21 protein-coding genes and 4 pseudogenes are annotated in these 21164 nt (G+C 69.5%); 14 read left to right on the top strand and 11 right to left on the bottom strand.

The features are described 5' to 3' along the window. The first annotated feature begins 63 nt into the window (after window positions 1-63). Window positions 64-1041: an alpha/beta fold hydrolase gene (locus ACIP84_RS16140; RefSeq protein ID WP_401798372.1), complete on the top strand. Its 978-nt coding sequence runs from the start codon at window positions 64-66 to the stop codon at window positions 1039-1041. Between the two features lie 12 nt (window positions 1042-1053). Here the strand turns inward: ACIP84_RS16140 and ACIP84_RS16145 are convergent, their stop codons facing one another. Then, entirely contained in the window at window positions 1054-1572 is a 519-nt protein-coding gene (locus tag ACIP84_RS16145) for an anti-sigma factor (RefSeq protein ID WP_401798299.1), read from the bottom strand. A gap of 1524 nt (window positions 1573-3096) precedes the next feature. Here ACIP84_RS16145 and ACIP84_RS16150 point away from each other — a divergent pair. From ACIP84_RS16150 to ACIP84_RS16170, 5 genes and pseudogenes are all read left to right on the top strand, one after another. After that, window positions 3097-4311, top strand: coding sequence for a HEAT repeat domain-containing protein (locus ACIP84_RS16150; protein ID WP_401798300.1), 1215 nt, complete (start codon window positions 3097-3099; stop codon window positions 4309-4311). Window positions 4312-4430: 119 nt separating this feature from the next. Further along, window positions 4431-4700 (top strand): annotated as a pseudogene (locus tag ACIP84_RS16155) (TipAS antibiotic-recognition domain-containing protein); the annotation flags it as partial. 187 nt (window positions 4701-4887) lie between these two features. Beyond that, window positions 4888-5817, top strand: coding sequence for an SDR family oxidoreductase (locus ACIP84_RS16160; protein ID WP_355969054.1), 930 nt, complete (start codon window positions 4888-4890; stop codon window positions 5815-5817). A 132-nt stretch (window positions 5818-5949) separates the two neighbouring features. Next, window positions 5950-6105 (top strand): annotated as a pseudogene (locus ACIP84_RS16165) (fasciclin domain-containing protein); the annotation flags it as partial. A 150-nt stretch (window positions 6106-6255) separates the two neighbouring features. After that, a pseudogene (locus tag ACIP84_RS16170) lies at window positions 6256-6720 on the top strand (IS5 family transposase); the annotation flags it as partial. Window positions 6721-6868: 148 nt separating this feature from the next. On the opposite strand, the gene ACIP84_RS16175 reads toward ACIP84_RS16170, so the two are convergent. Further along, the gene (locus ACIP84_RS16175; protein WP_401798301.1) at window positions 6869-7441 is read right to left on the bottom strand and encodes a helix-turn-helix domain-containing protein; all 573 of its coding nucleotides are present in this window, start codon (window positions 7439-7441) and stop codon (window positions 6869-6871) included. A gap of 95 nt (window positions 7442-7536) precedes the next feature. On the opposite strand from ACIP84_RS16175, the gene ACIP84_RS16180 reads away from it, so the two are divergent. From ACIP84_RS16180 to ACIP84_RS16200, 5 genes are all read left to right on the top strand, one after another. Continuing rightward, the gene (locus ACIP84_RS16180) at window positions 7537-8931 is read left to right on the top strand and encodes a DHA2 family efflux MFS transporter permease subunit (protein ID WP_401798302.1); all 1395 of its coding nucleotides are present in this window, start codon (window positions 7537-7539) and stop codon (window positions 8929-8931) included. 183 nt (window positions 8932-9114) lie between these two features. Continuing rightward, window positions 9115-9423, top strand: a complete 309-nt coding sequence (locus tag ACIP84_RS16185) for a hypothetical protein (RefSeq protein WP_401798303.1) — start codon at window positions 9115-9117, stop codon at window positions 9421-9423. Window positions 9424-9862: 439 nt separating this feature from the next. Next, window positions 9863-10285: a hypothetical protein gene (locus ACIP84_RS16190; protein WP_401798304.1), complete on the top strand. Its 423-nt coding sequence runs from the start codon at window positions 9863-9865 to the stop codon at window positions 10283-10285. Between the two features lie 223 nt (window positions 10286-10508). Beyond that, the gene (locus ACIP84_RS16195; RefSeq protein ID WP_401798305.1) at window positions 10509-11387 is read left to right on the top strand and encodes an FG-GAP repeat domain-containing protein; all 879 of its coding nucleotides are present in this window, start codon (window positions 10509-10511) and stop codon (window positions 11385-11387) included. Window positions 11388-11457: 70 nt separating this feature from the next. After that, window positions 11458-11625 carry a hypothetical protein gene (locus tag ACIP84_RS16200; RefSeq protein ID WP_401798373.1) on the top strand — a complete coding sequence of 56 codons (168 nt, stop codon included), beginning with the start codon at window positions 11458-11460 and terminating at the stop codon, window positions 11623-11625. 861 nt (window positions 11626-12486) lie between these two features. Here ACIP84_RS16200 and ACIP84_RS16205 read toward each other — a convergent pair. Next, window positions 12487-13137: a hypothetical protein gene (locus tag ACIP84_RS16205; RefSeq protein WP_401798306.1), complete on the bottom strand. Its 651-nt coding sequence runs from the start codon at window positions 13135-13137 to the stop codon at window positions 12487-12489. A 555-nt stretch (window positions 13138-13692) separates the two neighbouring features. Then, entirely contained in the window at window positions 13693-13869 is a 177-nt protein-coding gene (locus tag ACIP84_RS16210; RefSeq protein WP_401798307.1) for a CsbD family protein, read from the bottom strand. A gap of 274 nt (window positions 13870-14143) precedes the next feature. Here ACIP84_RS16210 and ACIP84_RS16215 point away from each other — a divergent pair, with 274 nt between their 5' ends. Then, window positions 14144-14305 carry a hypothetical protein gene (locus ACIP84_RS16215; RefSeq protein WP_055599699.1) on the top strand — a complete coding sequence of 54 codons (162 nt, stop codon included), beginning with the start codon at window positions 14144-14146 and terminating at the stop codon, window positions 14303-14305. A 365-nt stretch (window positions 14306-14670) separates the two neighbouring features. Further along, window positions 14671-15027: a PRC-barrel domain containing protein gene (locus tag ACIP84_RS16220; RefSeq protein WP_401798308.1), complete on the top strand. Its 357-nt coding sequence runs from the start codon at window positions 14671-14673 to the stop codon at window positions 15025-15027. Between the two features lie 368 nt (window positions 15028-15395). Here ACIP84_RS16220 and ACIP84_RS16225 read toward each other — a convergent pair whose 3' ends face one another. The 7 genes and pseudogenes from ACIP84_RS16225 to ACIP84_RS16255 all read right to left on the bottom strand — a co-directional run bounded on the left by ACIP84_RS16225 (window position 15396) and on the right by ACIP84_RS16255 (window position 19677). Further along, window positions 15396-15725: a hypothetical protein gene (locus tag ACIP84_RS16225; RefSeq protein ID WP_401798309.1), complete on the bottom strand. Its 330-nt coding sequence runs from the start codon at window positions 15723-15725 to the stop codon at window positions 15396-15398. Window positions 15726-15798: 73 nt separating this feature from the next. Further along, window positions 15799-16661, bottom strand: a pseudogene (locus ACIP84_RS16230) (IS5 family transposase). Between the two features lie 114 nt (window positions 16662-16775). Beyond that, window positions 16776-17546, bottom strand: a complete 771-nt coding sequence (locus ACIP84_RS16235) for a transposase (protein WP_401798310.1) — start codon at window positions 17544-17546, stop codon at window positions 16776-16778. A 129-nt stretch (window positions 17547-17675) separates the two neighbouring features. Then, entirely contained in the window at window positions 17676-17819 is a 144-nt protein-coding gene (locus ACIP84_RS16240; RefSeq protein ID WP_401798311.1) for a hypothetical protein, read from the bottom strand. 112 nt (window positions 17820-17931) lie between these two features. Continuing rightward, a complete protein-coding gene (locus ACIP84_RS16245) occupies window positions 17932-18147 on the bottom strand; it encodes an SPW repeat protein (RefSeq protein ID WP_401798312.1) in 216 nt (71 codons plus the stop codon). 847 nt (window positions 18148-18994) lie between these two features. After that, window positions 18995-19456 (bottom strand): hypothetical protein, encoded by a 462-nt coding sequence (locus ACIP84_RS16250; RefSeq protein ID WP_401798313.1) that lies wholly within the window; start codon window positions 19454-19456, stop codon window positions 18995-18997. After that, a complete protein-coding gene (locus ACIP84_RS16255) occupies window positions 19414-19677 on the bottom strand; it encodes an alcohol dehydrogenase catalytic domain-containing protein (RefSeq protein WP_401798374.1) in 264 nt (87 codons plus the stop codon). The genes ACIP84_RS16250 and ACIP84_RS16255 overlap by 43 nt, the downstream gene beginning before the upstream one ends. Before the next feature lie 633 nt (window positions 19678-20310). On the opposite strand from ACIP84_RS16255, the gene ACIP84_RS16260 reads away from it, so the two are divergent. Next, entirely contained in the window at window positions 20311-20940 is a 630-nt protein-coding gene (locus tag ACIP84_RS16260; RefSeq protein WP_401798314.1) for a hypothetical protein, read from the top strand. The last annotated feature ends 224 nt before the right edge of the window (window positions 20941-21164 follow it).

Consider the following 21164-nt stretch of genomic DNA (forward strand, 5'->3'; position numbering starts at 1 on the left):
GCGGCGACTCGCGGATCCCCGCTTCCGCGCGCTTTCTTCACTCACCCGATGGGAACCCCCGCAATGCCTCTCTCCTCACCGCACACTCCGGTCGGGTCATTGCCGGTACAGCGTCTGCCACTGGTACGCCGGCACCGCTGGGACGGATTGCGCTGTGAGTCGCGTCTCGTGCGGGCGGCCTCTCCGCGACTGCGTCCGCTGCTGCTGATCGGCGGCGCCTTCCAGAACAAGGAGACGTGGGGACGGTGCGAGAAGCTGCTCCTTAGGAACATGGACGTCTTCACCGTCGACCCGCCCGGCTGGGGCACGGCCGACCCCCTGCCCGCGAGGCAGAGCGTCGACGTGTTGGCGGACGCTGTCTGCCACATACTCGATGAGAGCGGCCTGCGGCAGGTCAACGTGGTCGGCGGCTCCTACGGAAGCGCCATCGCCTACCGCATCGCCCAGCGCCATCCTGAACGAGTGGGACGGATGGTCCTGGTCGGCACTATGGCCGCCATCCCCGAGCATTCCCGGGAGGCCATGGAGCGGGCGCTCGCCTTCCTGGACGTCGGCAGGATGGACGAGTACGCCCATGCCGCGGTCGACATCCTGATGAACCCGGAGCGTCTCGACGTGATCACCAACGGCTCGCGCGTCCGCCGGTTCCTGCTGCGTCGCCTGACCGCCCTCACCGAGGCCGAGGCCGTTCAGGTGAGTTCCAATACGCGGCGTCTTTTGCACCACGCGGAGCTCGACACGAGTGTGCGGGTACCGGCCCCGACCTTGACCGTGACGGGGGAGCATGACGCCTTCACCACCCCGGACCAGTGTCGTCGCATGGCTGTGGCGTGCGGCAAGGGGTGGTTCGCGGAAGTCGCCGAGAGCGACCACATGCTCTTCCTGGAACGGCCGACGGAGATCATCGACCTGGTAACCCGCTTCCTGGCCGACGAGCCACTGCATGGGCTGCCCTACTGCACGCGGGTCGAGCAGCTCTCCTCGAGCTCCCTCCCGGCGCCCCGGGCCGACGGCCCCAGGCCTGGAGGAAGGGCCGGCTGAACGGACTGAGCGTCAGGACGCCGGGAACGCCGCCAGCGCGACCGGCGGGCTGGCGGGCCGGGCCGAGCCACAGGCCGGCTCGAACGTGATCGCCATGCCGGTCGCCCCGGCCACCGGCCCGTCCATCAGCGTCGCGGTGGTGGTGTGGTGCGGGTCGATCAGGCCGGCGGGGCGCATCGTCACCCTGTCGTCGAACCGTAGTTGATAGACCTTGCCGTGGGGCCACGAGTCCAAGTCCGAGGCCGTGAAGACCGCCTGGTCGAGGCTCCTGGAGACGACGACGGTGCTGGTCGCGCCCTGCGGAAGCACCGTCGCCGTGAGCCGGGCGTACGGTTCCTGACCAGCAGACAGGACACTGCCTTGACCCACCCCGACGCCTTCGACGTGAACCTCACCCAGGTCGCTCTCGTGGCTCGCGTCGGCCGCGCGGCCGACGTCAACTGGCGCCGCCGCCAAGGACGTCTCGAAGCCACCGGCGGCACCGCGCAGAGCCCCCTCTTCCCTCGCGCGGTCGCGGTGGCTGCGCGACATCGAGCTCGACCGGCCCGGCATCCCCTGGCCCACCACGTTGGTCCGGATCGAGCAGCCGGGCAGCGTCCCCTACGAAGAAGACGACCCGTCGCAAACCGCCTGACCTGTGTTCCGGGCGCTTCCGTTCCTTCCGGGGCGCGGCTGGCCTGGGCGCGGGGATCAATCGGGCGCGAGCGCACTGCCCCCCCCCGCATGATGGTGCCGGTCCGCGCTGAGCAGGCGCCTTCCGGATCTTCCGCGATGAGTAGTGAGCCGGGAGGCGCTCTGGATGCGCAGCAGTCATGCGACTGGGACGGTCGGGGAAGGCAAGATCGAGTCGCTGGGGATCGATGGCGGGGGCCTGGTGTGGGGGACTGGCGGACCGATCCGACGTTCGCGATGTGCCGGGCGCTGGTGGACGGAGCGCATTTAGCCCCGCTCATGGAGGCGTGCTCGATGTCCGGGCGTTAGTGGCCGGCATCCGGCCCGAGACCAAGCGCGGGCTCCTCTTCGACGCCGTCCCGTGGGGAGTCTTCCCTCACGGGGACCGTGCCCGGGAGGCCGTTCACCAGTTGCACACCGGCGACAGCCCCGCTCGCCACGCAACGTGCGTTCTCGGTGGACTGTGTGCCAACGACAGCCGGGCCGCTGCCTCCCTCGCCGTACCGTTCCTGACCCCCATCGCCACCGACGTTCATCATCCACAGCGTTTCGACGCCCTCGGTGTACTCTCCGCCCCGGCCCGCGCCCGGCACTTCGGCGTCGCCTCCCGGGAGAACTCCTTCCCCACCGCACCGACCCGCGGCGCCACGCCCCCGACGACTACGACGACTACGACGACTACGACGACTACGGCGTCGAGGTGACCGGCTACCCCGCAGGCTGGTCTGTGCCGCCGCCCGAGCCGCGATCACTACCGAAACCCGCTCCTCCTGCCCCTGCTCGACGACCCCGACCCCACCATCCGCATCTCGCCTACGCACTGGCCACCGCAGCCGACCCCGACCACACGGTCCGAACCGCCTTCGCCACCAGGCTCGCCACGGAGCGTGACGCCATGGTCGGCGCCGCCCTGCTCCTCGCCGCCGCCGAGACCACCCGGTCCTACGCGCAGCGACCGATCGCCTCGTGGAGCCGCGGGCAGTGGCAGGACCGGACACAGCCCCCCGAAGCCCGCCTGACCGCAGCGATCGGCTGGCTTGCCTCAGCGACGAGCCCGGCCCCGAGGAGCTCCGCCGTACTCCCGACGTCCTCGCCGCCGACGAATGCGCGCAGGCCATGGAGGCCCTGCCGTGGACGGCCGCCGCCGGATCCGGTGAACCGGGACTCCTGCGCTGCGTTGCGCATGCTCCACCCCGAAGAGCCCGAACCGGACGATGACCCCTGGGCCGGCCCGCTCTGAGCAACGCGGACCGCTCGCGGCCCTCGGTCATGTCGCCCGTGTGGGCTGAGCTGGGTGTTCCCCGTTCGTCCCTCTTCTGAGAAGGGGGAGTTGTCGGTGGGTGCTGGCAGGGTGTGGGCATGAGGGACGGCGAGAGTGCCCGCATGACGCGGATCCTGAGCGGGCTGCCAGCAGCAGCCCGGGAACTGCTCTTGGGGACGGACTGGGAGGCTCTTCAGCACGCCTACGGCTCCGGAGAGGACATACCCGTCTCCTTGTGCTCCCTCGTGGACGAAGATGCCGAGGTGCGGTCCGAGGCGTTGGCCGCGTTGGACATGAGCGTGCTGCACCAGGGCTCGCTGTACACCGTCACCGCGCCCGCGGCACTGTTCGTCGCCGCGATTCTCGACCACCCCATGTGCCTCGCCGAGCACGAGGGGCACTTCCCGTGGGACGACGCGCCGCCGCGCAGCTTGCGGGCCGCCCTGTTGGTCTGGCTGGGCCAGGTTGCCGTGTCTGCCGCCTATGGGGAGGATCCGGTGCGCGACCGCACCGACTGGCAGTGGGAGCCCTGGCACGACCAGACGCGACGCGAGCACGACCCGGACGAGCTCGCGGCCCTACAGGCGTGCCGGGAGATACGCCCCACCCTCTATGACGCCGTCGAGCCGTTGCTCTCCTCTCCTGATCCCCACGTCCGCGAGGCCGCGCTCGGCGCCGCCATGCCGCTTCTCCTCACCCCAGGGCTCGCCGACCGGGTGCCGCGGGCCGCCAAGCTGCTGCGGGCACGGCTGGGCCCCGTGGCGGGGCGACGGGAGCGCGCGAGCGTGGCGCGGGCGCTCGGCGTGTGGGGGATGGACACCTCCAACCTGCTCGCCGACTCCGACCCAGCTGTGCGGGTCTGCGCTGCGCTGGGTCCCGCCCAAGTCGATCGGCCAGGCGCTCTCGCCGTCCTCCTCGACGCCCTGCGGGACCCGCGAACGACGGACGGCTGGTTCCCCGAGCCACTGCCCGGGCTCGACGGATGGTTCCGGTTCACCGTGCTGCGCTCCGCGCTCGCCCTGGCCGAAACCTTCGAGGAGGTGGCACCAAGAGCGGTCGCCATCGTGGCCGCCGGCGGCACCTCGCTCACCGACCACGAGCGCGGGCCGATCCTGCTCAGAGCTTTTGCCGATGGGTACGCCCCGACCCGTCCGCTCACCCCCGCCCAACGCGAACTGTTGCGGGCCTTCGTGGACACCGACGAGGCGACGGGAGGCATCGCCGGAAATATGCTGTGGTTCCGCGCGGCCGGGCTGCCCGAGAACCGGGACGGTATCGCCGCGTTGCTGTGGCCTTGCCCGCCACCGCGCCCTGCACCGATGACGCTCCCCGCCTGAGGCTGAGCGTCGAATTTGTCCACCCGGGCCATCTACGGGGCACGGTCAAAGACCGGTTGCGGTCCCGCTGCCTGACCACACCGGTGTGCCGGTGCACGATAGGTGTCACTGGACAGTAGGCCGCGATCTTCGGCCCGGACTGGGATCCGGAGGGGCCGGTGACGGCCCGGCGGTACGGGGACACCCTGCAGTGGCGCCAGTACGCCGAGCGTTCGGCAGCCCGCACGCCCGAGGAGTGGCAGGCGGTCCACGACGCGGTAGTCGACCTGGACGGTGAGCTCGCGTCCGCGCTGGACGCGGACGTCGCGCCGGGCAGCCCGGAGGTGGACGCCCTCGTCGACTGCCACCGCGCCGTCTTCACCGCGTACTTCCCCCTGAAGAGGGAGATGCTCGCGGGGATGGTCCCGTCGCCGCCGGCGACGGGATCCAGGGTGGTGGCCGCTCCCCGCTGTGTGGGGGTGTCTCGAGGTCTCTGGGAGAAGGCGGCCGGGCTACGCCGCTCCGCGCGCATCCGAATCCCACCGTGGCGAGAATAGCCAGTGGAGCCCGTTTTGCTCCTTTCCTCAGGGAGGCGACATGTCTCGTTCACGCTCATGGGATCTGCGGGGACGCACCGCCGTCGTGACGGGTGCGGCACGGGGTCTCGGCGAGGGCCTGGCCCGCCGGCTCTCGGCCCGCGGGATGCGGGTGGCTCTGCTGGGCCGTGAGGCCGCCACGCTGTCGGCGGTGGCGGCGACGCTGGACACGGAGACCCACGTCGTCGAGGTCGACGTCACCGACGACGACGCCATGAGCCGGGCCGCGGACGATGTCGTGCGGCACCTCGGTGCCCCCTCGGTCGTCATCGCCAACGCCGGTATCGCAGCCGGAGGCCCCTTCGAGTCCTCCGCCCCGGACACCTGGCGCCGTGTCATCGAGGTCAACCTCGTCGGCAGTGCCGTGACCGCGCGGTCGTTCCTTCCCGGCCTGCGGGCCACCCACGGCTACTTCCTCCAGGTCGCCTCCACGGCGGCCTTCGGCGCCGCCCCCATGATGAGCGCTTACTGCGCCTCCAAGGCGGGCGCCGAGTCCTTCGCCCGCTCCCTCCGCCCCGAGGTGGCCGGCCTTGGTGTCGCGGTAGGCGTCGCGTACCTGCACTGGACCGACACCGACATGATCCGCGACGTCGACCGGCACACGGTGCTCCGCGAACTGCGCGCGCACATGCCCGCGCCTGCCCGGCGCGTCTACCCGGTGGACCAGGTCGCCGCCTGGATCGAGCACGGGGTGGAACGCCGTCGCGCCACGGTCTACGCGCCGCCGTGGCTGCGCCTCGCCCAGGTGGGGCGCCCGCTCTACCCCGTCCTGGTCGACCTGCTGTCCCGGCGGGAGCTGCCCCGGCTCATGCGGGAGCACACGCTTGACCAGACGGGTCTGCTGGGGCACGGCGGGCGGGTCGAAGAGCGGTCGCTCGGCCTCTCCGGTGCGGAACGCAGGCGGGACCGGCGCGAGGACGCCGGGTCGTGAGGATGCCGATGACCCATCCGGGGGCCCTTCGAGTCCCCAATAGCTCCTTGAGATGACAACCGGCACACGGCCGCAGCCGCTGGGCGACCGGCCGATCGAATGAGCACCGCATAAACACCACGCTGACCCGGCGGCACATTCGGCGCGGGACGCGCCGCAGTGCCGAAAGAGTGCGGTGGCCCGCTCGACGACATGGCTGACGACCCGGTCGCCACGGCGGCCTCGAACAACCCCGCCCTGTCCACGCTCGTCACCGCGGTCGAGGAGACCGGTCTGGTCGACACCCTCACTCCCCGTAGCAGTGAGTAGGGCCCGGCTGGGAAAGCCAGCTCGCCGCTGACCACTTCGGCCACTTCGCACTCACCAGCGAGCTGTACTCGCTCCTGGCGGTCGGACGGTGCGCGTCGTCGTCAACAGCTCCGCGGGCACGTCCTGACCGACATCCGCGGCGGACTGAGCACGAAGATCCACCTCGCCTGCGACGGGCCGGGCCGGCCGCTCGCGTTCACGATTACCGGCGGGAACGTCAACGACTGCACGCAGTTCGAGCCGGTCATGGCCCGCATCCGCATCAAGCGATGCGGGCCGGGCCGGCCCGGCACCCGACCGCTGCGGGTGGTCGGCGACAAAGGCTACTCGTCCCGCAAGATCCGCTCCTACCTGCGGCGACGCGGCATCGCCTGCACCATCCCCGAACGCGTCGACCAGATCAACGGATGCATCCGCCGCGGCGAGAGCCTGTGCCGCCTCGACCGTGAGGTCTACCGGCGCCGGAACGTCGTCGAACGCGGTTTCAACCGGCTCAAGCAGAACAAAGCCCTCGCCACCCGCTACGACAAAGGAGCCCGTTACTACAAAGCCCTGGTCACCCTCGCCTGCCTGCGGCTATGGCTCCCCAGCTGACATTGCGGACACCCCCTAGCCTTCCTCGCCGTTCGGTGCTTCCGGGGTGTTCAGCAGCGCTTACGATGATTCTCCAGCTCTCCAGCTCTCCAGCTCTCCAGCTCTCCAGCTCACGGCTCGCCGCTTCTGCCGCGTCTCGGGCTGCTGTTCAGCCCTCCTGTCCGGTTCGGACGACGGCCTGGTCGCCGTGTGGGCCAAACAAGTGCAGGATCTCGACCGCGGTGTTGCCCGCGGGCCCGAACCAGTGGGGTTCGGCGGTGTCGAACTCGGCGACGTCGCCGGGGCGCAGGGTGGTGTCGGAGCCGCCCAGGATCAGGCGGAGTTCTCCGGCGAGGACGTAGAGCCATTCGTAGCCGGCGTGGGTGACGAGCTTCGGTTCGCGTGGGGCGAGGACCTGCTTGAAGACCTGCACGCGACCCGGGTACTGCGTGAGCGGTACCAGCACGCTGCCGTGGTCCTTGCGGTGTGGGCGCAGATGCACCCGTGGATCGCCGGTGGCCGGGGCCGCGACGAGCTGGTCCAGGGCGACACGGTGGGCGCGCGCGAGGGGGATGAGGAGGTCCAGGGTGGGGCGCCGGATGCCCGACTCAAGGCGGGAGAGGGTGCTGACGGAGATACCGCTGTCCTGGGCGAGCGCTTCCAGGGTGAGGCCCCGGTCACGGCGCAGGGCGCGCAGCCGGGGTCCGATGCCGTTGAGGATCTGGGCGAGTTCGGCGTCCATGGCTTCTATTTTGCGGTCTCCGCAAAGATGCTGGGTGCGGGTGGGCGGTCGGTCCGAGCATGGCGGCACATGATTCCGACGGAAGGCGCTCGCCGATGACTACGACCTCTTTGTCAGCACAACCCGGACTCGGCGCGCGCCGGCGCTGGACGGTCCTCGCCGTCTGCGCGCTCAGCATGTTCCTGGTGGGGCTGGACACCACCATCGTCAATGTGGGGCTTCCCGCGATCGGGGAAGGCCTGGGTATCGGCACGCGGGGCCTGGCGTGGGTGGTGGACGCCTACACCGTTGTCCTGGCCGCCCTCCTCATCACCTCCGGCGCGATGGCCGACCGCTTCGGACGACGGCGGGTGTTCCGCATCGGCCTGGTCGTCTTCGGAGCCGCGTCGCTGGTCTGCGCGGTGGCGCCGTCGCTGGGTGTCCTGATTGCGGCGCGGGCCGTGCAGGGGGTCGGCGCGTCGATGCTGAGCCCGGTGGCCCTGGCGATCGTGGTGAGCGCGATGCCCGATCCGAGGGAACGGGCCAGGGCCATCGGGATCTGGGCATCGGTGTTCGGGCTGAGCATGGCGGTGGGGCCGGTCACCGGCGGGGCCCTCGTCGCGGCGCTCGGCTGGCGGTCGGTGTTCTGGATCAACGCCCCGGTCGTCGTGGCCGCGCTGGTGCTTGTCGCGGTGTTCGTGCCGGAGTCCCACGGGCAGCGCACACGCCGTCTGGACCTGCCCGGGCAGGTGCTCCTCGTACTGGCCCTGGGGGCGAGCGTCTGGGTGCTCATCGAGGGCCCGCGCATCGGCTGGTCCTCTCCCGTGGCCGCGGCCGGATATGCGCTGATCGCCGTCACCACGGCCGCGTTCGTTCGGGTCGAGACCCGCCGGAGCGAGCCGCTGATGGACCTCGGGCTATTTCGGCGGCCGGCGTTCACCACGGCGGTGCTGGGAGCCATCGCCGTGTTCATCGCCCTCAGTACGGCCCTGCTGCTGAACACGCTCTACCTCCAGCACGCCCGCGGCTGGACCCCTTTCGCAGCAGGGCTCGCCGCCCTGCCCATGGCGCTCGGCGCCACCCTGTGCGCGCCCTGGGCCGGCAGCCTGGTGGGCCGCCTCGGGCCACGGCGTCCGCTGCTCCTGGCAGGCGCGTTCACCGCAGCGGGAGGCCTGTGCCTGGCCGACCTCGGCCAGCACACCGACATACGCCTCCTGCTGACGGCCCAGTTGCTGCTCGGAATCGGCTTCGGCTTCGCCAACGCACCCCTCACCAACGCCGCGATCAGCGGTCTGCCCGCCTCCCGCACGGGCGTGGCCGGGGCTCTCACGTCCACCGCCCGCCAGGTCGGCTCTGCCGTTGGGGTGGCCGTCGCGGGGGCCCTGGTCGCCGGGGCCGGATCGGGCGGGCTGGCCCGGGCGGCACGTCCCGGCTGGCTGCTGGTGGCGGCCTGCGGGCTGTTCCTGCTGGGCGTGGCGCGGGTGGCCGCGCCGGTACGCCGGGAGGCGTGAGAGCCGAGCGGCCGGCGAGCGCCACGCCCTCGGGGGCCCTGGTCCGGCACCGGGCACCGGCCTCAGGGCTTGTCCCGGCGGCCGATGCCGAGGCGGGGGAGGGGCAGCGCGCAATGTCCCTACGCCGACACCTGACGGAACGCGCGGACTTCTTCGAGGAGGGAGCCGCCACGGCCAGGGGGCTTGCGGCTCATCGGCGACGACGTTGCCGTGTTCTGCGGAGGCCTGCTCAACGATGCGTGCAGATACGCGGAGGTCTACCAGGAGTCCATCAGCGCGGAGACCGGCGCGGCCAAGGCGCTTCTCGACCACGACCCGCCCGTGCCTGACCGTCGTCGGGCCGTGCCTGACTGCGGGCGGCGACGGCACGTACGGGTCGGGACAGGCTTCATCACGCCGGACCTCGGCCTGTTCGCCACAGCGCACGAGGCTGTGGCGGTGGCCATGCGCCATTTGCCGTCCGGGCTCGGCCCGGTCACGCCTGGCGGATGACCTCGTCCGGCAGAGGAGCCGTGCCGGGTACAACCACCGCCCGCATCGCCCCGGCACGGGTGACAGAAGGGCAGCCCTCCTCGCCACGACTGGGCGGTGGTGGTGGGCGAGCAGCGCCCCCGTGTGGCGCCCGGCGGCGAAGTCGGTGCGCACCACACGGACGGGCCTGGTGCCGCGCGCTTGCCGACTGCCCTGTATGCGCCGTCAGAAGAGGCCGTGCCCGCAAGCGTTCGGACCTTGGTGATGGCGCGCCGTCGCAGTGACTATCACGCTGACCAGGCATGTGCTCAAGGTGAGGATCCGGTGTGCTACGCGTGGAGTCCCGTAGATCAAGCATGCGAGGATCGACTGAAATCGCGGCCTCGTTGGCCCGGAACCCGAAGAAGGATCCTCAAAGAGGCGCATACGTGCGTTCGTCGTCGCGCTGCTCGCGACGCTGATGCTGGGCGGTGTACTCGTCGCGCCCGCGTCGGCGGACGAGCCGTCGCCGAAGTCGGCACCCGTCCTTCGCTTTCTCAACTACAACATCTGTGGCAGCAACGACGAGCCCGAAAGCGTCACCCCGTGCGGACCCGACAGGGACGGCGTCAAGTCCCGGGTCGACGTCCTCAAGGGGCTGGTGGCGGACTGGGACTCGGACCTGGTGTTCCTCCAGGAGGTCTGCCGGTCCCAGTACGACGAATTGATGAAGGTGCTCAAGCCCAAGGGGTACGGCGGCAGTTTCGCCGTCATGATCACCCCTGCCCAGGACCCTGCCGCCGATCTGTGCAAGGCGCAGGGTGAGCAGCCCTTCGACGTGGAAGGCGAGTTCGGCAACGCGGTGATCGCCAAGGGGCCCGTGACCGACCCGACATCGAACTGAAGGTCGGAGGAGAGGGCCCCAACCAGACGTGGAGGTCGGCATGTGTTGAGGCGCCGCTCCAGGGCCGCAAGACCCGCGCGTGCTCTGTGCACCTGAACTCGTTCACGATCGACATCCAGACGAAGCAGGCCAACAAGCTGGCCGCCTCCGTGACGCCCTGGATCGACGCCGACGTACCGGTCGTACTCGGTGGCGACTTCAACGCGCAGCACAGCCCAACGGTGTGGTCGACTACAGCCGGACTCCTCAGGCGGCGTCACTCAATGCCTTCTACAGCCACTCGGGGGGCACGGGCCGCTTCATTGAGACGGACGAGACCGCGGCCTACTTCAGCCCGGAGTGCCGCGCCCAGACTCCCGCTCCGCTCCGCTGCCGCTCAGGGGAGCACACGGTCCTCAAGCCGACCATCCCCGTCGAGTCCAAGTACGACTACATCTTCCTCAGCGAGAAGCACTTCAAGAACGCCGTCGGCGACGTGCTGCCGCGCAAGGCCATGTCCGACCACTACCCCTACCGCGCTGCCGCGACCTGGTCGTACTGCCAGAACGCGCCCGACGGCAAGGCCGACCTGCTGCGCCGCAGCGCAGACGGCAGTCTCTACCGCCACTTCGGCGGTCACTCTGAACTGAAGCTCTACGCCCTGTACTGCAAGGTCGGGGCCAGTTGGAACGCCGACTGGAACGCGATGCGCCGCATCGCGCGCGCTGGCGATGTCGATGGTGATGGCGCGGATGACCTCTACACCATCGACAACACGGGAAGCCTGCGTCTCTACCCGGGCCACTACGGGAGCGAGACGTTCTTCCGGTGGCCGCGCACCCTCACGGCGGCCGGAGCCTGGCCGAACGCCGTCGACATGATGACCGTGAGCCCCGACATGAACGGCGACGGACGTCGCGACATGGTGGTTCGGTCCACGAACGGCTCCCTCACGCGGCTCCCCCTACTGACCGACGGAGACGTGGGTCCCGGTGTCACCCTCCCCGCCCCCGGCGGAGAGGCGTGGTCGGACTACGACAAGATCGTGGCCACCGGCGACCTCACAGGGAACGGCACGCCCGACTTCCTGGCCCGCACGCCGGCCGGACCTGTACCTCTATGAGACCGGCCCCGGCGACACGTTCAGCCCTCGCATCCGGATCGGCTGGGGCTGGAACCAGTACGACGACTTCATCGCCCCCGGAGACGTCGATGGTGACGGCAAGACCGACGTGCTGGCCCGCCACCCCAACGGAGACATGTGGTTCTACAAGGGCCTGGGATCCCTGAACGGCACCATCGTCTTCGCCGACAGGTACCAGAGCGGCTACGGCTACCCCGCGGGCGAGACCCTGTTCTGACCGCTGCACGTCGAGCGGCCGCGCCTGGAAGAGCGGGCGAAAACCGTGACGCGCACAGGTGACCGCTGAACGAGGGCCCGTCCATCTGACAAGGACGGGCCCTCACCCGTTGGACTCCACCGGATCCCCCGGTCCGGGCATGTGTCGGTGCCGAACGGGTTCGCCGCCTGTGCAGCTGTGTACCCATGACGACGTCGGCGCGCGGGTCGGGAACAAGAGCTTCGAGACGGCGACGTCCCTCCTCGCCGTAGGAGCCGGCGCCGGACGGCACCTGACCTTCAGCCCGTACGTCGCCGACCACTTGCGCTGCTTCCCGCGCGACACCAGCACCCGCGCGATGTTCTTGTCCGGGTGGGGCGCGGTCGCCACGTGGCAGCCTGCAGCGGCTGGACCAATCCTGCTGATGCGCACGCCGGCGGCAAGCTTGCACTCCGCGAGAGCACCGGCCCCGCGTTCGCCGTCGTCCCGGTGACGACCGGGTGTAACACTCGGTACTCCGACTCCGATACGCGCACCTGAACAGGTGTCCGGACACCTGGCGAATCCTTCCTTGCGCGAGCCCCAGGGCTGGCCCTTTGGGCGGTCGCCACGGTTTGACCGACGTCCCCACAGACCAGCATGCCCCTGCAGCGGCTGGTGTCAGATGGGTGATGGACCAGCGGATTGCGGCGGCTGGATGCCCGGACCAACCTGAAGGCCGAAACCGGCTGGGACGTCGAACCTGCCCCTGCCAGCTGATCTTTGTCATCCGCGGTGGCGTTCGTCGTTCAGATCACCGTGCTGCGCCTTGGGGCCGTGGTGCCTGGTTTGGGCGTTAGCTGTTCCTGTGTCAGCCGACTGGCGGGTCGGTCCGAGTTCGGGTCAGAAGCTTGGGCAGAGGTGCGTGTGAACGGCCTTGTTGATCGCTTTACCGGTGGTGGGGTTGGCGATGTCGGGGAGTCGGGTATCGACGGTGAATCGCTTCACCGCAGTTTGTGCGAGCTTCGCCTCGTCCTTTGCGTTCTTGATGCTGCCGCACTGGTTGATTCCGCGGCTGACGGCCTGGTCTTCCTTGCCGGGCTTGATGATGCGCGGGTCGATGGCGTTGAGCGCGTCGAGGTACGCCTGGCGATCCTTCGCGTCGGGATCGTTGGGGAGGACCGCGGCGGCGCGGAGGCTGGCCTTGGCGTCAGGGCTGAGCGTGGCCGGTGCAGCGGTGGAAGCCTCGGCGCCGTTCTTATCCGACGGGGTGGCGGGAGGGTTGTCTGCGGTACCGCATGAGGTGAGAGCGAGAATCGCGACAGCGGTGACGGTAATGGGCTTGATGCGCATCGGAACAGCTTGCCGAGTCTGCGTGCAGGATGTGAAGAAAGTGATCTTGCTGTGATTCGATATGTCGTCTCCTCTCGCTTTTTCATCCTGTAATGCCGGGTTGAGGGTAATTCCTGTTCCGCGCCACGCGAGAGTGGACTCGGCGGTGAGTATGCCGGGTATGGGGTTGATCATCGCGAGGCGGCCACGGCTTCGGACCATGTTGGTGCTTCGTAGCCGGGATTACAGCGCGTCGGCGCGCCTCGACACACACATCCTTGTCGCCGACGTCGTAGGTGTGCCCCTCGCGGAGCTGGTGCGGTCGCCCCGGCTGGAGACGGTCCGACCGGGGCGGTCGTCGGGGCGACTACCTGGCGATGACCAATCCGTGCATGGGCGGCTGCCGGTCAGCGGCGGCCACGCGTGCCAGGACGTACTCAGTGATGTCTCGCTGGTCAGCCGGGTCGACTACCTGCCAGGCACCCCCACGATCCTGCGGGTCCACCGGTTGGCCTGAACCGGCTGCGGTGTCGGGTCGCGGGGGCGGGTCTGTACTTGGGTGAGCGCTCGGCCTGGTACTTGGGTTTCTCCTTCGCCGTGAGCGCTCTTATCCGCTGGCCGGGTCGCCTGGCAGGCGCAGAGGTACATCCACTGCACGGCCGTCCCAGGGCAGCCAGGGAAGTTGTGTCTCGGGAAGAGACGCGGGGCGTTGGGCCGGGGACGTGACTGGGCCCCGACCGGGGGCTTTGGTCGGGGCCCAGTGGCGAGGTGCGCGGTTCAGCGGTGGCGGAGGGTGTCCTTGACGTCTTCCTTGGCCTGGCGGGCGTTGCCCTTGGCCTGGTCGGCGTGGCCTTCGGCGGTCATCCGCTCGTTGCCGACTGCCCGGCCTGTCATCTCCTTGGCCTTGCCCTTGGCCTGCTCGGCCTGTGCCTTGGCCTTCTCGGTGCCCGACATGGGGACCTCCTCGTGTAGTACCGGATTGGTCGTGACCACCGCCTGCTCGCGATTCCGAGGTCCAAACCCCGCGGGGCTCGCTGGCGTCGGATCTCTCCCGATTCCCCGAGGCGGTCAGTCGGCCCGGGGTGCGACGTAGCGGGAAAGGCAGGTAGTCGGGGAGTGAGGAGCCGGGCGCGCGCGTTATGCCCACCTGTGTCGATAAGAAACAACTAAGAATCGTATGCATGGGTGAGGGAGGGTAGGGAATCCGGTGCTTCGGAGGTTGATAACTATGGTTCCCCTGCTTCTTGTTCTTCTGCTCGCTCTGATTCTGTTCGGTGCCGGTTTCGCGGTGAAGGTTCTCTGGTGGGTCGCGATCGCCGTCCTGGTGATCTGGCTGATCGGCTTCGTTGCCCGGCCCAAGAACAGCAGCGGCCGCTGGTACCGCTGGTAGGTAGCGCGAATGTTCCTGGCGTAGTGAGGGCTGGCATGACGGTGGCCGTCCACCCCCGATCGAAGGGGGGTGGACGGCCACCGTCATGCCGAAACAAGGTCGCGTCTGTGCTGCCGGTGAAAGTGGATCCTGCGGGTAGCCGTATGTGTTCCGGGGCGGTGGCCGTGACGCAGCAGGGAACCTGCTCACCTCCATAGAACGGCTGCCGTCCCGGCCCGAACCGAATGCGGACGTGTGGCGTCGCGAACACGGGGCAGGCGGAGTTCAGGCCGGAACTTCAGTTCCGCTGCATACGTGATGTACCTGAAGAAGGCCGGTCGAGAATTCTATTCCCGATCGGTTCCCGTTCACGGAGGGACTTTCGAATGACTGAGAATGTGTGGGGCTACCGCGAGACGTCCGGCCGTACGGTCGGAGCCGACCTGACGGGTTACAAGGTCGAGGCCGCCGACGGTGCCATCGGCAAGGTCGACAAGCACTCCGACGAGGCCGGCTCCTCGTACATCGTGGTCGACACCGGCCCGTGGATCTTCGGCAAGGAGGTTCTTCTGCCGGCGGGCACGATCGACCGGGTCGACGCGCAGGAGGAGAAGGTCTACGTCGGCTGGACCAAGGACCAGATCAAGGCCGCCCCGGAGTTCGAGAAGGACAAGCACCTCGGCAACGAGGACTACCACCGGCAGGTCGGCGGCTACTACGGGGGCCTCTCCAACCGTCTCTGAGGCGGCCGCAGAGGCGGTGCGGGTGTGGGGCGGCAGCCATCGGGCTGCCGCCCCACACCCGTGTCCTCTCCACACGTGGTCACCGCGAAGCCCCAGACCGGCGTGCCGTACGCGAGTGCCCCGGCGACGACGGGCCCCTACGGATCGTCCCACGCGGGCGTCACCAGAGCGGCCGCCGCCGTTCCGAGGAGTGGTCACTGCCGCTCTGGCCGTGGGCCTGGCGAGCGGTGCGGTGCGGCACCCCCGGCGGTGGAGTAAGCCCCTCGCCGCCGCGGCCAGGCATCCCCACGCCGCCGCAGAGCGGGCCACGGCCAGCAGGGTGTGAGGTGAGTTCCCCATTACCGGGAGCGAGCCTTTTAAGGCCTGTTTTAGAAGTTGCTGGTGTACTGGGTGGGTCGTCCGGGGAAGTCGCGGGCGGCCATCCAGATGGTGAGGTCGCGGGCGATCCGGTCGATGCTGGTCTCGCTTACGACGTCGTGTTCACGGCGGGTGTCGTCGCGGCGGACGACCTCGTAGCCGCCTTCGTCCAGGACGGCGACGGAGGTGAACCAGACCGGGTCGTCTTCGTCGGGCTGGATGACAACGAAGGTGTTGTCCGAGTCGTTGAGGTCGTCGATCAGCATGAACAGGGCGTCCTCGGACGGGGCGTCGATGTGGTCGCCGCTCTCGCTCTCGGCCCGGTAGTACGCAGCCCCCATCGGCCCTGTCTCCCCTCAACCCGCTGACCTGATCGCGGCCAGAATGACATGCGGGACCGACACGTCCGGCAGGTCATAGCCATTCGTTAATCGCGGCGATGAGGATGGTGGCTTCGAAGCGGACCGCGAGCTTGTCGAAGCGGGTGGCCACCGCCCGGTTCCGCTTCAGGCGGTTGATGCCGCACTCGACCGCGTGCCGGGCCTTGTAGTCCTCACGGTCGAAGGCCGGAGGCCGCCCGCCCAACGTTCCCCGGCGCTTGCGGTGGCCGGCCTGATCGGACGGTTCCGGAATGGTGCAACGGATTCCGCGCCGCCGCAGATAGGCACGGTTCGCGCGCGATGAGTAGGCCTTGTCGGCCCGCACCCGCAACGGGCGGACCCGGGGCCGGCCCAGGCCGAGACGAGGGATCCGGATAGCTTCGAGCACCGCCGTGAACTGCGGGCTGTCTCCCCGCTGGCCTGCTGTGACCAGCAGCGATAACGGCCGCTGGCCTTGCTCGCAAGCTAGGTGAATCTTCGTGGTCCAGCCTCCGCGGGACCGGCCCAGACCGTGATCATCCGGTTCGGACCGGTGGCCGCCCGGCGGCTCTTTCTGGGCTTGACCGTCCCGCCGGGCGCCGGCTGCGTGTTGATGGGCCCGGCAGATCGTGGAGTCGACGTTCACGTCCCAGGTGATCAGTCCGGCTGCGTCCGCCCGGGCCTGCAGCCCGGTCAGCACCGACGACCAGACGCCATTGCGCTGCCAGCGCCGGAACAGCCCATAGACCGTCTGCCACGGACCGTATTCCCTGGGTAGACCACGCCACGGGGCGCCGGTCCGCACCCGCCAGCGGATGCCGTCGATCAACCGCCGCCGGCACACCGACGGCCTGCCCAGCCCCGCGACCGGCAACCCCACACCGCCCACTGGTCATCTGATAGATCCCCTCGCCCCACACCGAGATCATCGCGGCGCGAGGCGAGACACGGGCCCCAGTTCTAAAACACGACCTAAAGGGTGTTGCAGAAGGTCCGGCTTCGGCAGGCCGAATTGGTGCCTGGCCTGGTGTTTTACCGTGTCATGGCGAGGTTGTGCATGGTGGCTACGGCCTGGACGGCATGGTGGAGGCCGTCGCCTTTCTGGCGGCAGTCGCGCAGGATCTTCCAGTTCTTCATCCGGGCGAAGGTGTGCTCGACGCGGGCGCGGACGCGTCGGTGTTCGGCGTTGTCTTCTTCCTGCCCGCGCAGGAGGGGGCGTCCGGCTCTCTTGCGGTGCGGGACGATCAGGCCGGTGCCGAGGTAGGCGCCGTCGGCGATCACCGTCGTGCCGGCCGCGGTGGCCGGCAGGGCCGACTCCCGCCACACGTGGGCGTCGGCCTTGTTGCCCGGCGCGGGCCGGGCCGCCGCGATGACCAGGCGGCTGTCCGCGTCGATGATGACCTGCACGTTCGCCGAGAACCGGTAGTTGCGGGAGGAGGCTGCGACGGTGCGGTCGCGGACCGGGATCAACGTTCCGTCCACGATCCACAGCCGGTCCACGCCGGCGACTGGCCGCGGGGCCGCCTCGAGGACCAGCAACGGCCGCAAGCGGTGAATGACCCGGCAGACGGTGGCCGGGGAGATCCCGAAGAGCGGAGCGAGCTGCCGCATGGTGAGGTTCGTGCGGTAGTACACGGCCACCAGCAGGACCCGGTCCGGCAGCGGCAGGCACCACGGACGGCCGCCACCCGGCCCGTTCCCGCCGCGCTCCCGCACCACTTTCACCAGCTTCGCGAACCGGTCGATCCGCAAGCCCGTGAACGTCTCCACCCACACCGGCTCAGCCCGCAACACCCCACCCATGCAAGGGAAATGCCCAGAACTGAGCCTTCTGCAACATCCTTTAGGAGCGAGCCGTCGCAGAGCGGGCCGCAGGACGGCCTCCTCTGGAAGGTGTGGCTGAAGGTGAGCCGGAAGGCATCCTTGAGGGTCTCATGGCGTTCCCGCGCAGGAAGCGCCCCGACTCGACAGGGCCATGAGGCGGTCGAGTTCCGCGTGGTCGCGCCGCTGGCGGGACAGGACGCTGGACAGTCCTGCGAGCTGCTGGACGCTCTGTCGCGCGATGGACTGGCTCACGATCGGTCTCCTTCGCAGGGCGCGGTAAGGGAAGCGGGACGGCGTTGCGTCGTCCTCTCAATTGACGGGGGCGCGGCTCCGCACGTCCTCGGGGTGACCGCCCCCGAGGTAATCAGTGGTTTCCGGGCATGGCGCCGCGCGTGCCGGGACCGTGGCGACTGGTGTCCTTGTCCTTGTCGTGGGCGGCGGCGGGGGCGGGGGCGAGGAGGGTGGCGATGGCGCCGGTGATGAGGTTGCTCCCGATCGAGCGGGTGTGGGCGACATCGCCCGCCACGATCCAGGGGGCCACGCAGGTCCAGATGCCGATGGCGGCCGTGGCCCAGGCCATGGAATGGGTCCGCTTGTATGAATTGCCCAGGCCGCTCAGGAGAAGCATGCGAGCGATGCCCCGGCGATGAGGTTCGTGACGGCAAGGGTGGTGAAGCCGGGAAGCCCGTGTCGGCCGCGGCGCCCGCTCGCGCAGTCATCCCGTATCCCGGCCATCCGGGCTCACGTGTGTGTGCTTGTGCTGGGGCCGTACCAGTCGATGCACAGGACGGTGGCATCGTCTCTCGTGGGCGCCCCGTCGTGAGCATCGGTGACCGCGCCGACCAGCGTGCGCACAACCTCGCGCGGATGTTCGGCGGCGGTCTTTTGGAGGAGACCAAGCAGGTCGAGGGGCCTGGTGGGTCTGGCGGGCCTGTTCGGCAATGTCGGCCCCGGCGCGGCGGGAGCGGCGCGGGGGCGTTGACCAGAGGGTGGCCATACCGGTGGCCGGCGCATTGTCTGCGACCAGCCGGGAGGGGTAACCGCCTTCTTGCACAGGGCCGCGATTCCGGGCACCTCGGCGAGAGGAAGAGGGCAATGACACAGCAGGGCACTCCGTCACAGGCAGAAGGCGATCGCGCCAGCGATGAACGCTCCGAGGAGGAAGGACGGCGGGACACCGATCCGGGACCCGAGCGCACCACCCCGTCACAAGCCGAGGGAGAACGGGAAGGGGAAGACGACGAGGCGGCGTCGTAGAAGTTCGGCCTTCGGCAAGGCGCAGGCGCGACTGGTCAGCCGGTGTGACGGACAGCTGATTCCGATGCTACGGCCGACTCCGTCGCCCTCTGCGGCACCTTCAACGCGGGATCTTGCTTGCTTTACCGGCGGCGCGCGGCCGGGGCGAAATGTCCGCCGGCCGGTACCACTCATCCCTCGGCCACGGACTTTGCTCCGGCAGCCGTCGCCTGCAGGCACAGCTGTCTGCCGTTGTTGGTGTGCTGGTCGAGGATGAGGGGGGTGGCTGCTTCCGTTTGTTCGGTGTCGTGGATGTGTGCGTTGGTGTAGCCGATGTTGTGGGGGGTCCTGTTGAGGGAGGTTGGAGGGCGTCGAGTTTCGGTAGGGTTTTGGCGGCCCGCTTCTCGTGCCGGGTCGTGGGGCGCCAGTAGTTCTGGTCGAGGTCGTGCTCGACGGCCAGGTGGGGACTGCGCGTTGAGCCGTCTGGCCGACAGGACCGCCAGCAGGCCGACGGCGCCGTCGCCGGTCACGGTGACGCGGGTGCGCTCGCTGACGCCGCCGCCGCCGCCGCCGGCGGCGTGGTAGCCGCTGCTCAAGACATCCGACAGGGTCAGCAGTGACGGGACGAGGGCGGAGTCCGACGCGACGGACACTTGACCGGGGTGCCGTCGGCGAGCGGGACGCGGATGGCTTCGGCCTGACCGCCCTCTTGCGCCCTGACGTCCCGGAAGCCGACCTGCGCATGAGCGCAGGAGGTGTACAGGTACCCGCGGGAGAACGGGCAGGTGGTGTCGGAGCTCGCGAATGGGGCGACGACCAGGTCGCCGCGCTGGACGGTGGTGACCTCGGGGTCGGTGTCCTCGACGATGCCGATGAACTCGTGCCCCCAGCCGCCTGCACAGCAAAGGCCCGGACGACTGGCTAATCACCCACGGAGCTGCCCAACGCAGCGTCTGCCCACCCCACGGAGCTGCCCAACGCAGCGTCTGCCCCGATTTCTGCGCCCCCCTCATCCGCATCGAGGGCATGCTCGCGGGGCCCCCGTATGGTGACGACGAACCCACCCACCGGCGGCAGTTCTACTGGCCCGGCCGCTACACCCCGGACACGGACTGGGAAGAGCACATGAACCACCCCCGCCTCCCCGCACGCCTCCTGGCCCGCGAGTCCCTGCCCGGCATCACCGAAGCGCTGGGGAACATGGACGGCTGGCTCCTGCGCGACGGCGCGCACTGGCTCGTCACCCGCCAGCAGGGCACGATCACCACCAGCAGGATCAGCACCGACCGCTCTCAGGTGGTGGCCGCCCGTGCCACGTGGAGCGACCCGGCCGCGGACGGCTCCGACACCTACTGCTCGCCCCTGCCCGACGGCGCCCTGGCCACCAGCGCCCGGGAAGCCGTCACGGTCCATGAACCCGACGGAACTGTCCGCTGGGAGCACCACCACCGGGGCTGGCAGCATGCACCCGAGGCCTCCGGCGCCTGCACGCCCGACCCGGCCGGACGTGTCCTTCTGGCGACCATGGCCGGACCCCTCGGGGGGGGACGGCGTTTCCAGGGGCGACATCTGCCGCGCCCTCGACGTGGCCACCGGCGAGGTGCTCGCCGAGCACGTCCTGCCGTCGTTCTCAGCGACGTACGCCTTCCAGCAGTTTCCGGACGCACGCCCCGAGGTTCTACTCACCGCGTCCATGGGCCAGGACGGTACGCACTGCCTCCTGATCACCTACACGACCGACGGACTCGACGTCCGGGCGGCGGGCACCACCGAGGAGCCGTACGTCGGCCTCGGTACGGACGGGGTGCTGGTCAGCCAGGACGTCGGCGGGGACTATCTCTGCCGTACACAGGGGGGTGCCGACGGCGTCATCGTCGAGGCCGGCGAGGTTCTTCCCGAGGAGTGGGTCTTCGTCGGCTACACCCCGGGCTTCGTCGACGAGAAGCGGGTCCTGGTCGTGGCGGCCGAGGAGCAGTGGGCGGAGGAAGGGACTCACCTCCTGCTCGACGCCCGCACGCTCAGGCCGCTCGCCGAAGTCGACTATCCGGAGACGTCGGGGGTCTTCGCCGTACCGCTCGGCGACGGCACATGGCTCACCGCCGACGCAGAGACCGTTCTGCGCTGGAGCAGCGTCTGATCCGGCAATGCCCCTTGGCCAGCAGATCTGTGGCCGCGACCAGATCGCGCAATGTCACGCTGGCCATACAGGTCGCGCTGAGGAGCCGCTGCCGACCGCATCTGCGCTCCTTCGCAAGTGGGGTCGATGCCGATGAACTCTAGTTCCACGACACGCTCCCAGGGCAAACCATGTGCACAACTGTGCGCGTGACGTTCCCTCAAGGGATCGCGCCGGTCAGGGCC

Source organism: Streptomyces sp. NPDC088707 (genome assembly GCF_044752725.1).
GTDB lineage: Bacteria > Actinomycetota > Actinomycetes > Streptomycetales > Streptomycetaceae > Streptomyces.

Coding starts and splice junctions, on each gene's coding strand:
- ACIP84_RS16140 (WP_401798372.1), top strand. CDS start 64: ATGCCTCTCTCCTCACCGCACACTCCGGTCGGGTCATTGCCGGTACAG.
- ACIP84_RS16145 (WP_401798299.1), bottom strand. CDS start 1,572: ATGTCGCGCAGCCACCGCGACCGCGCGAGGGAAGAGGGGGCTCTGCGC.
- ACIP84_RS16150 (WP_401798300.1), top strand. CDS start 3,097: ATGACGCGGATCCTGAGCGGGCTGCCAGCAGCAGCCCGGGAACTGCTC.
- ACIP84_RS16160 (WP_355969054.1), top strand. CDS start 4,888: ATGTCTCGTTCACGCTCATGGGATCTGCGGGGACGCACCGCCGTCGTG.
- ACIP84_RS16175 (WP_401798301.1), bottom strand. CDS start 7,441: ATGGACGCCGAACTCGCCCAGATCCTCAACGGCATCGGACCCCGGCTG.
- ACIP84_RS16180 (WP_401798302.1), top strand. CDS start 7,537: ATGACTACGACCTCTTTGTCAGCACAACCCGGACTCGGCGCGCGCCGG.
- ACIP84_RS16190 (WP_401798304.1), top strand. CDS start 9,863: ATGCTGGGCGGTGTACTCGTCGCGCCCGCGTCGGCGGACGAGCCGTCG.
- ACIP84_RS16205 (WP_401798306.1), bottom strand. CDS start 13,137: ATGGTCCGAAGCCGTGGCCGCCTCGCGATGATCAACCCCATACCCGGC.
- ACIP84_RS16210 (WP_401798307.1), bottom strand. CDS start 13,869: ATGTCGGGCACCGAGAAGGCCAAGGCACAGGCCGAGCAGGCCAAGGGC.
- ACIP84_RS16215 (WP_055599699.1), top strand. CDS start 14,144: ATGGTTCCCCTGCTTCTTGTTCTTCTGCTCGCTCTGATTCTGTTCGGT.
- ACIP84_RS16220 (WP_401798308.1), top strand. CDS start 14,671: ATGACTGAGAATGTGTGGGGCTACCGCGAGACGTCCGGCCGTACGGTC.
- ACIP84_RS16225 (WP_401798309.1), bottom strand. CDS start 15,725: ATGGGGGCTGCGTACTACCGGGCCGAGAGCGAGAGCGGCGACCACATC.
- ACIP84_RS16235 (WP_401798310.1), bottom strand. CDS start 17,546: ATGGGTGGGGTGTTGCGGGCTGAGCCGGTGTGGGTGGAGACGTTCACG.
- ACIP84_RS16245 (WP_401798312.1), bottom strand. CDS start 18,147: ATGGCCTGGGCCACGGCCGCCATCGGCATCTGGACCTGCGTGGCCCCC.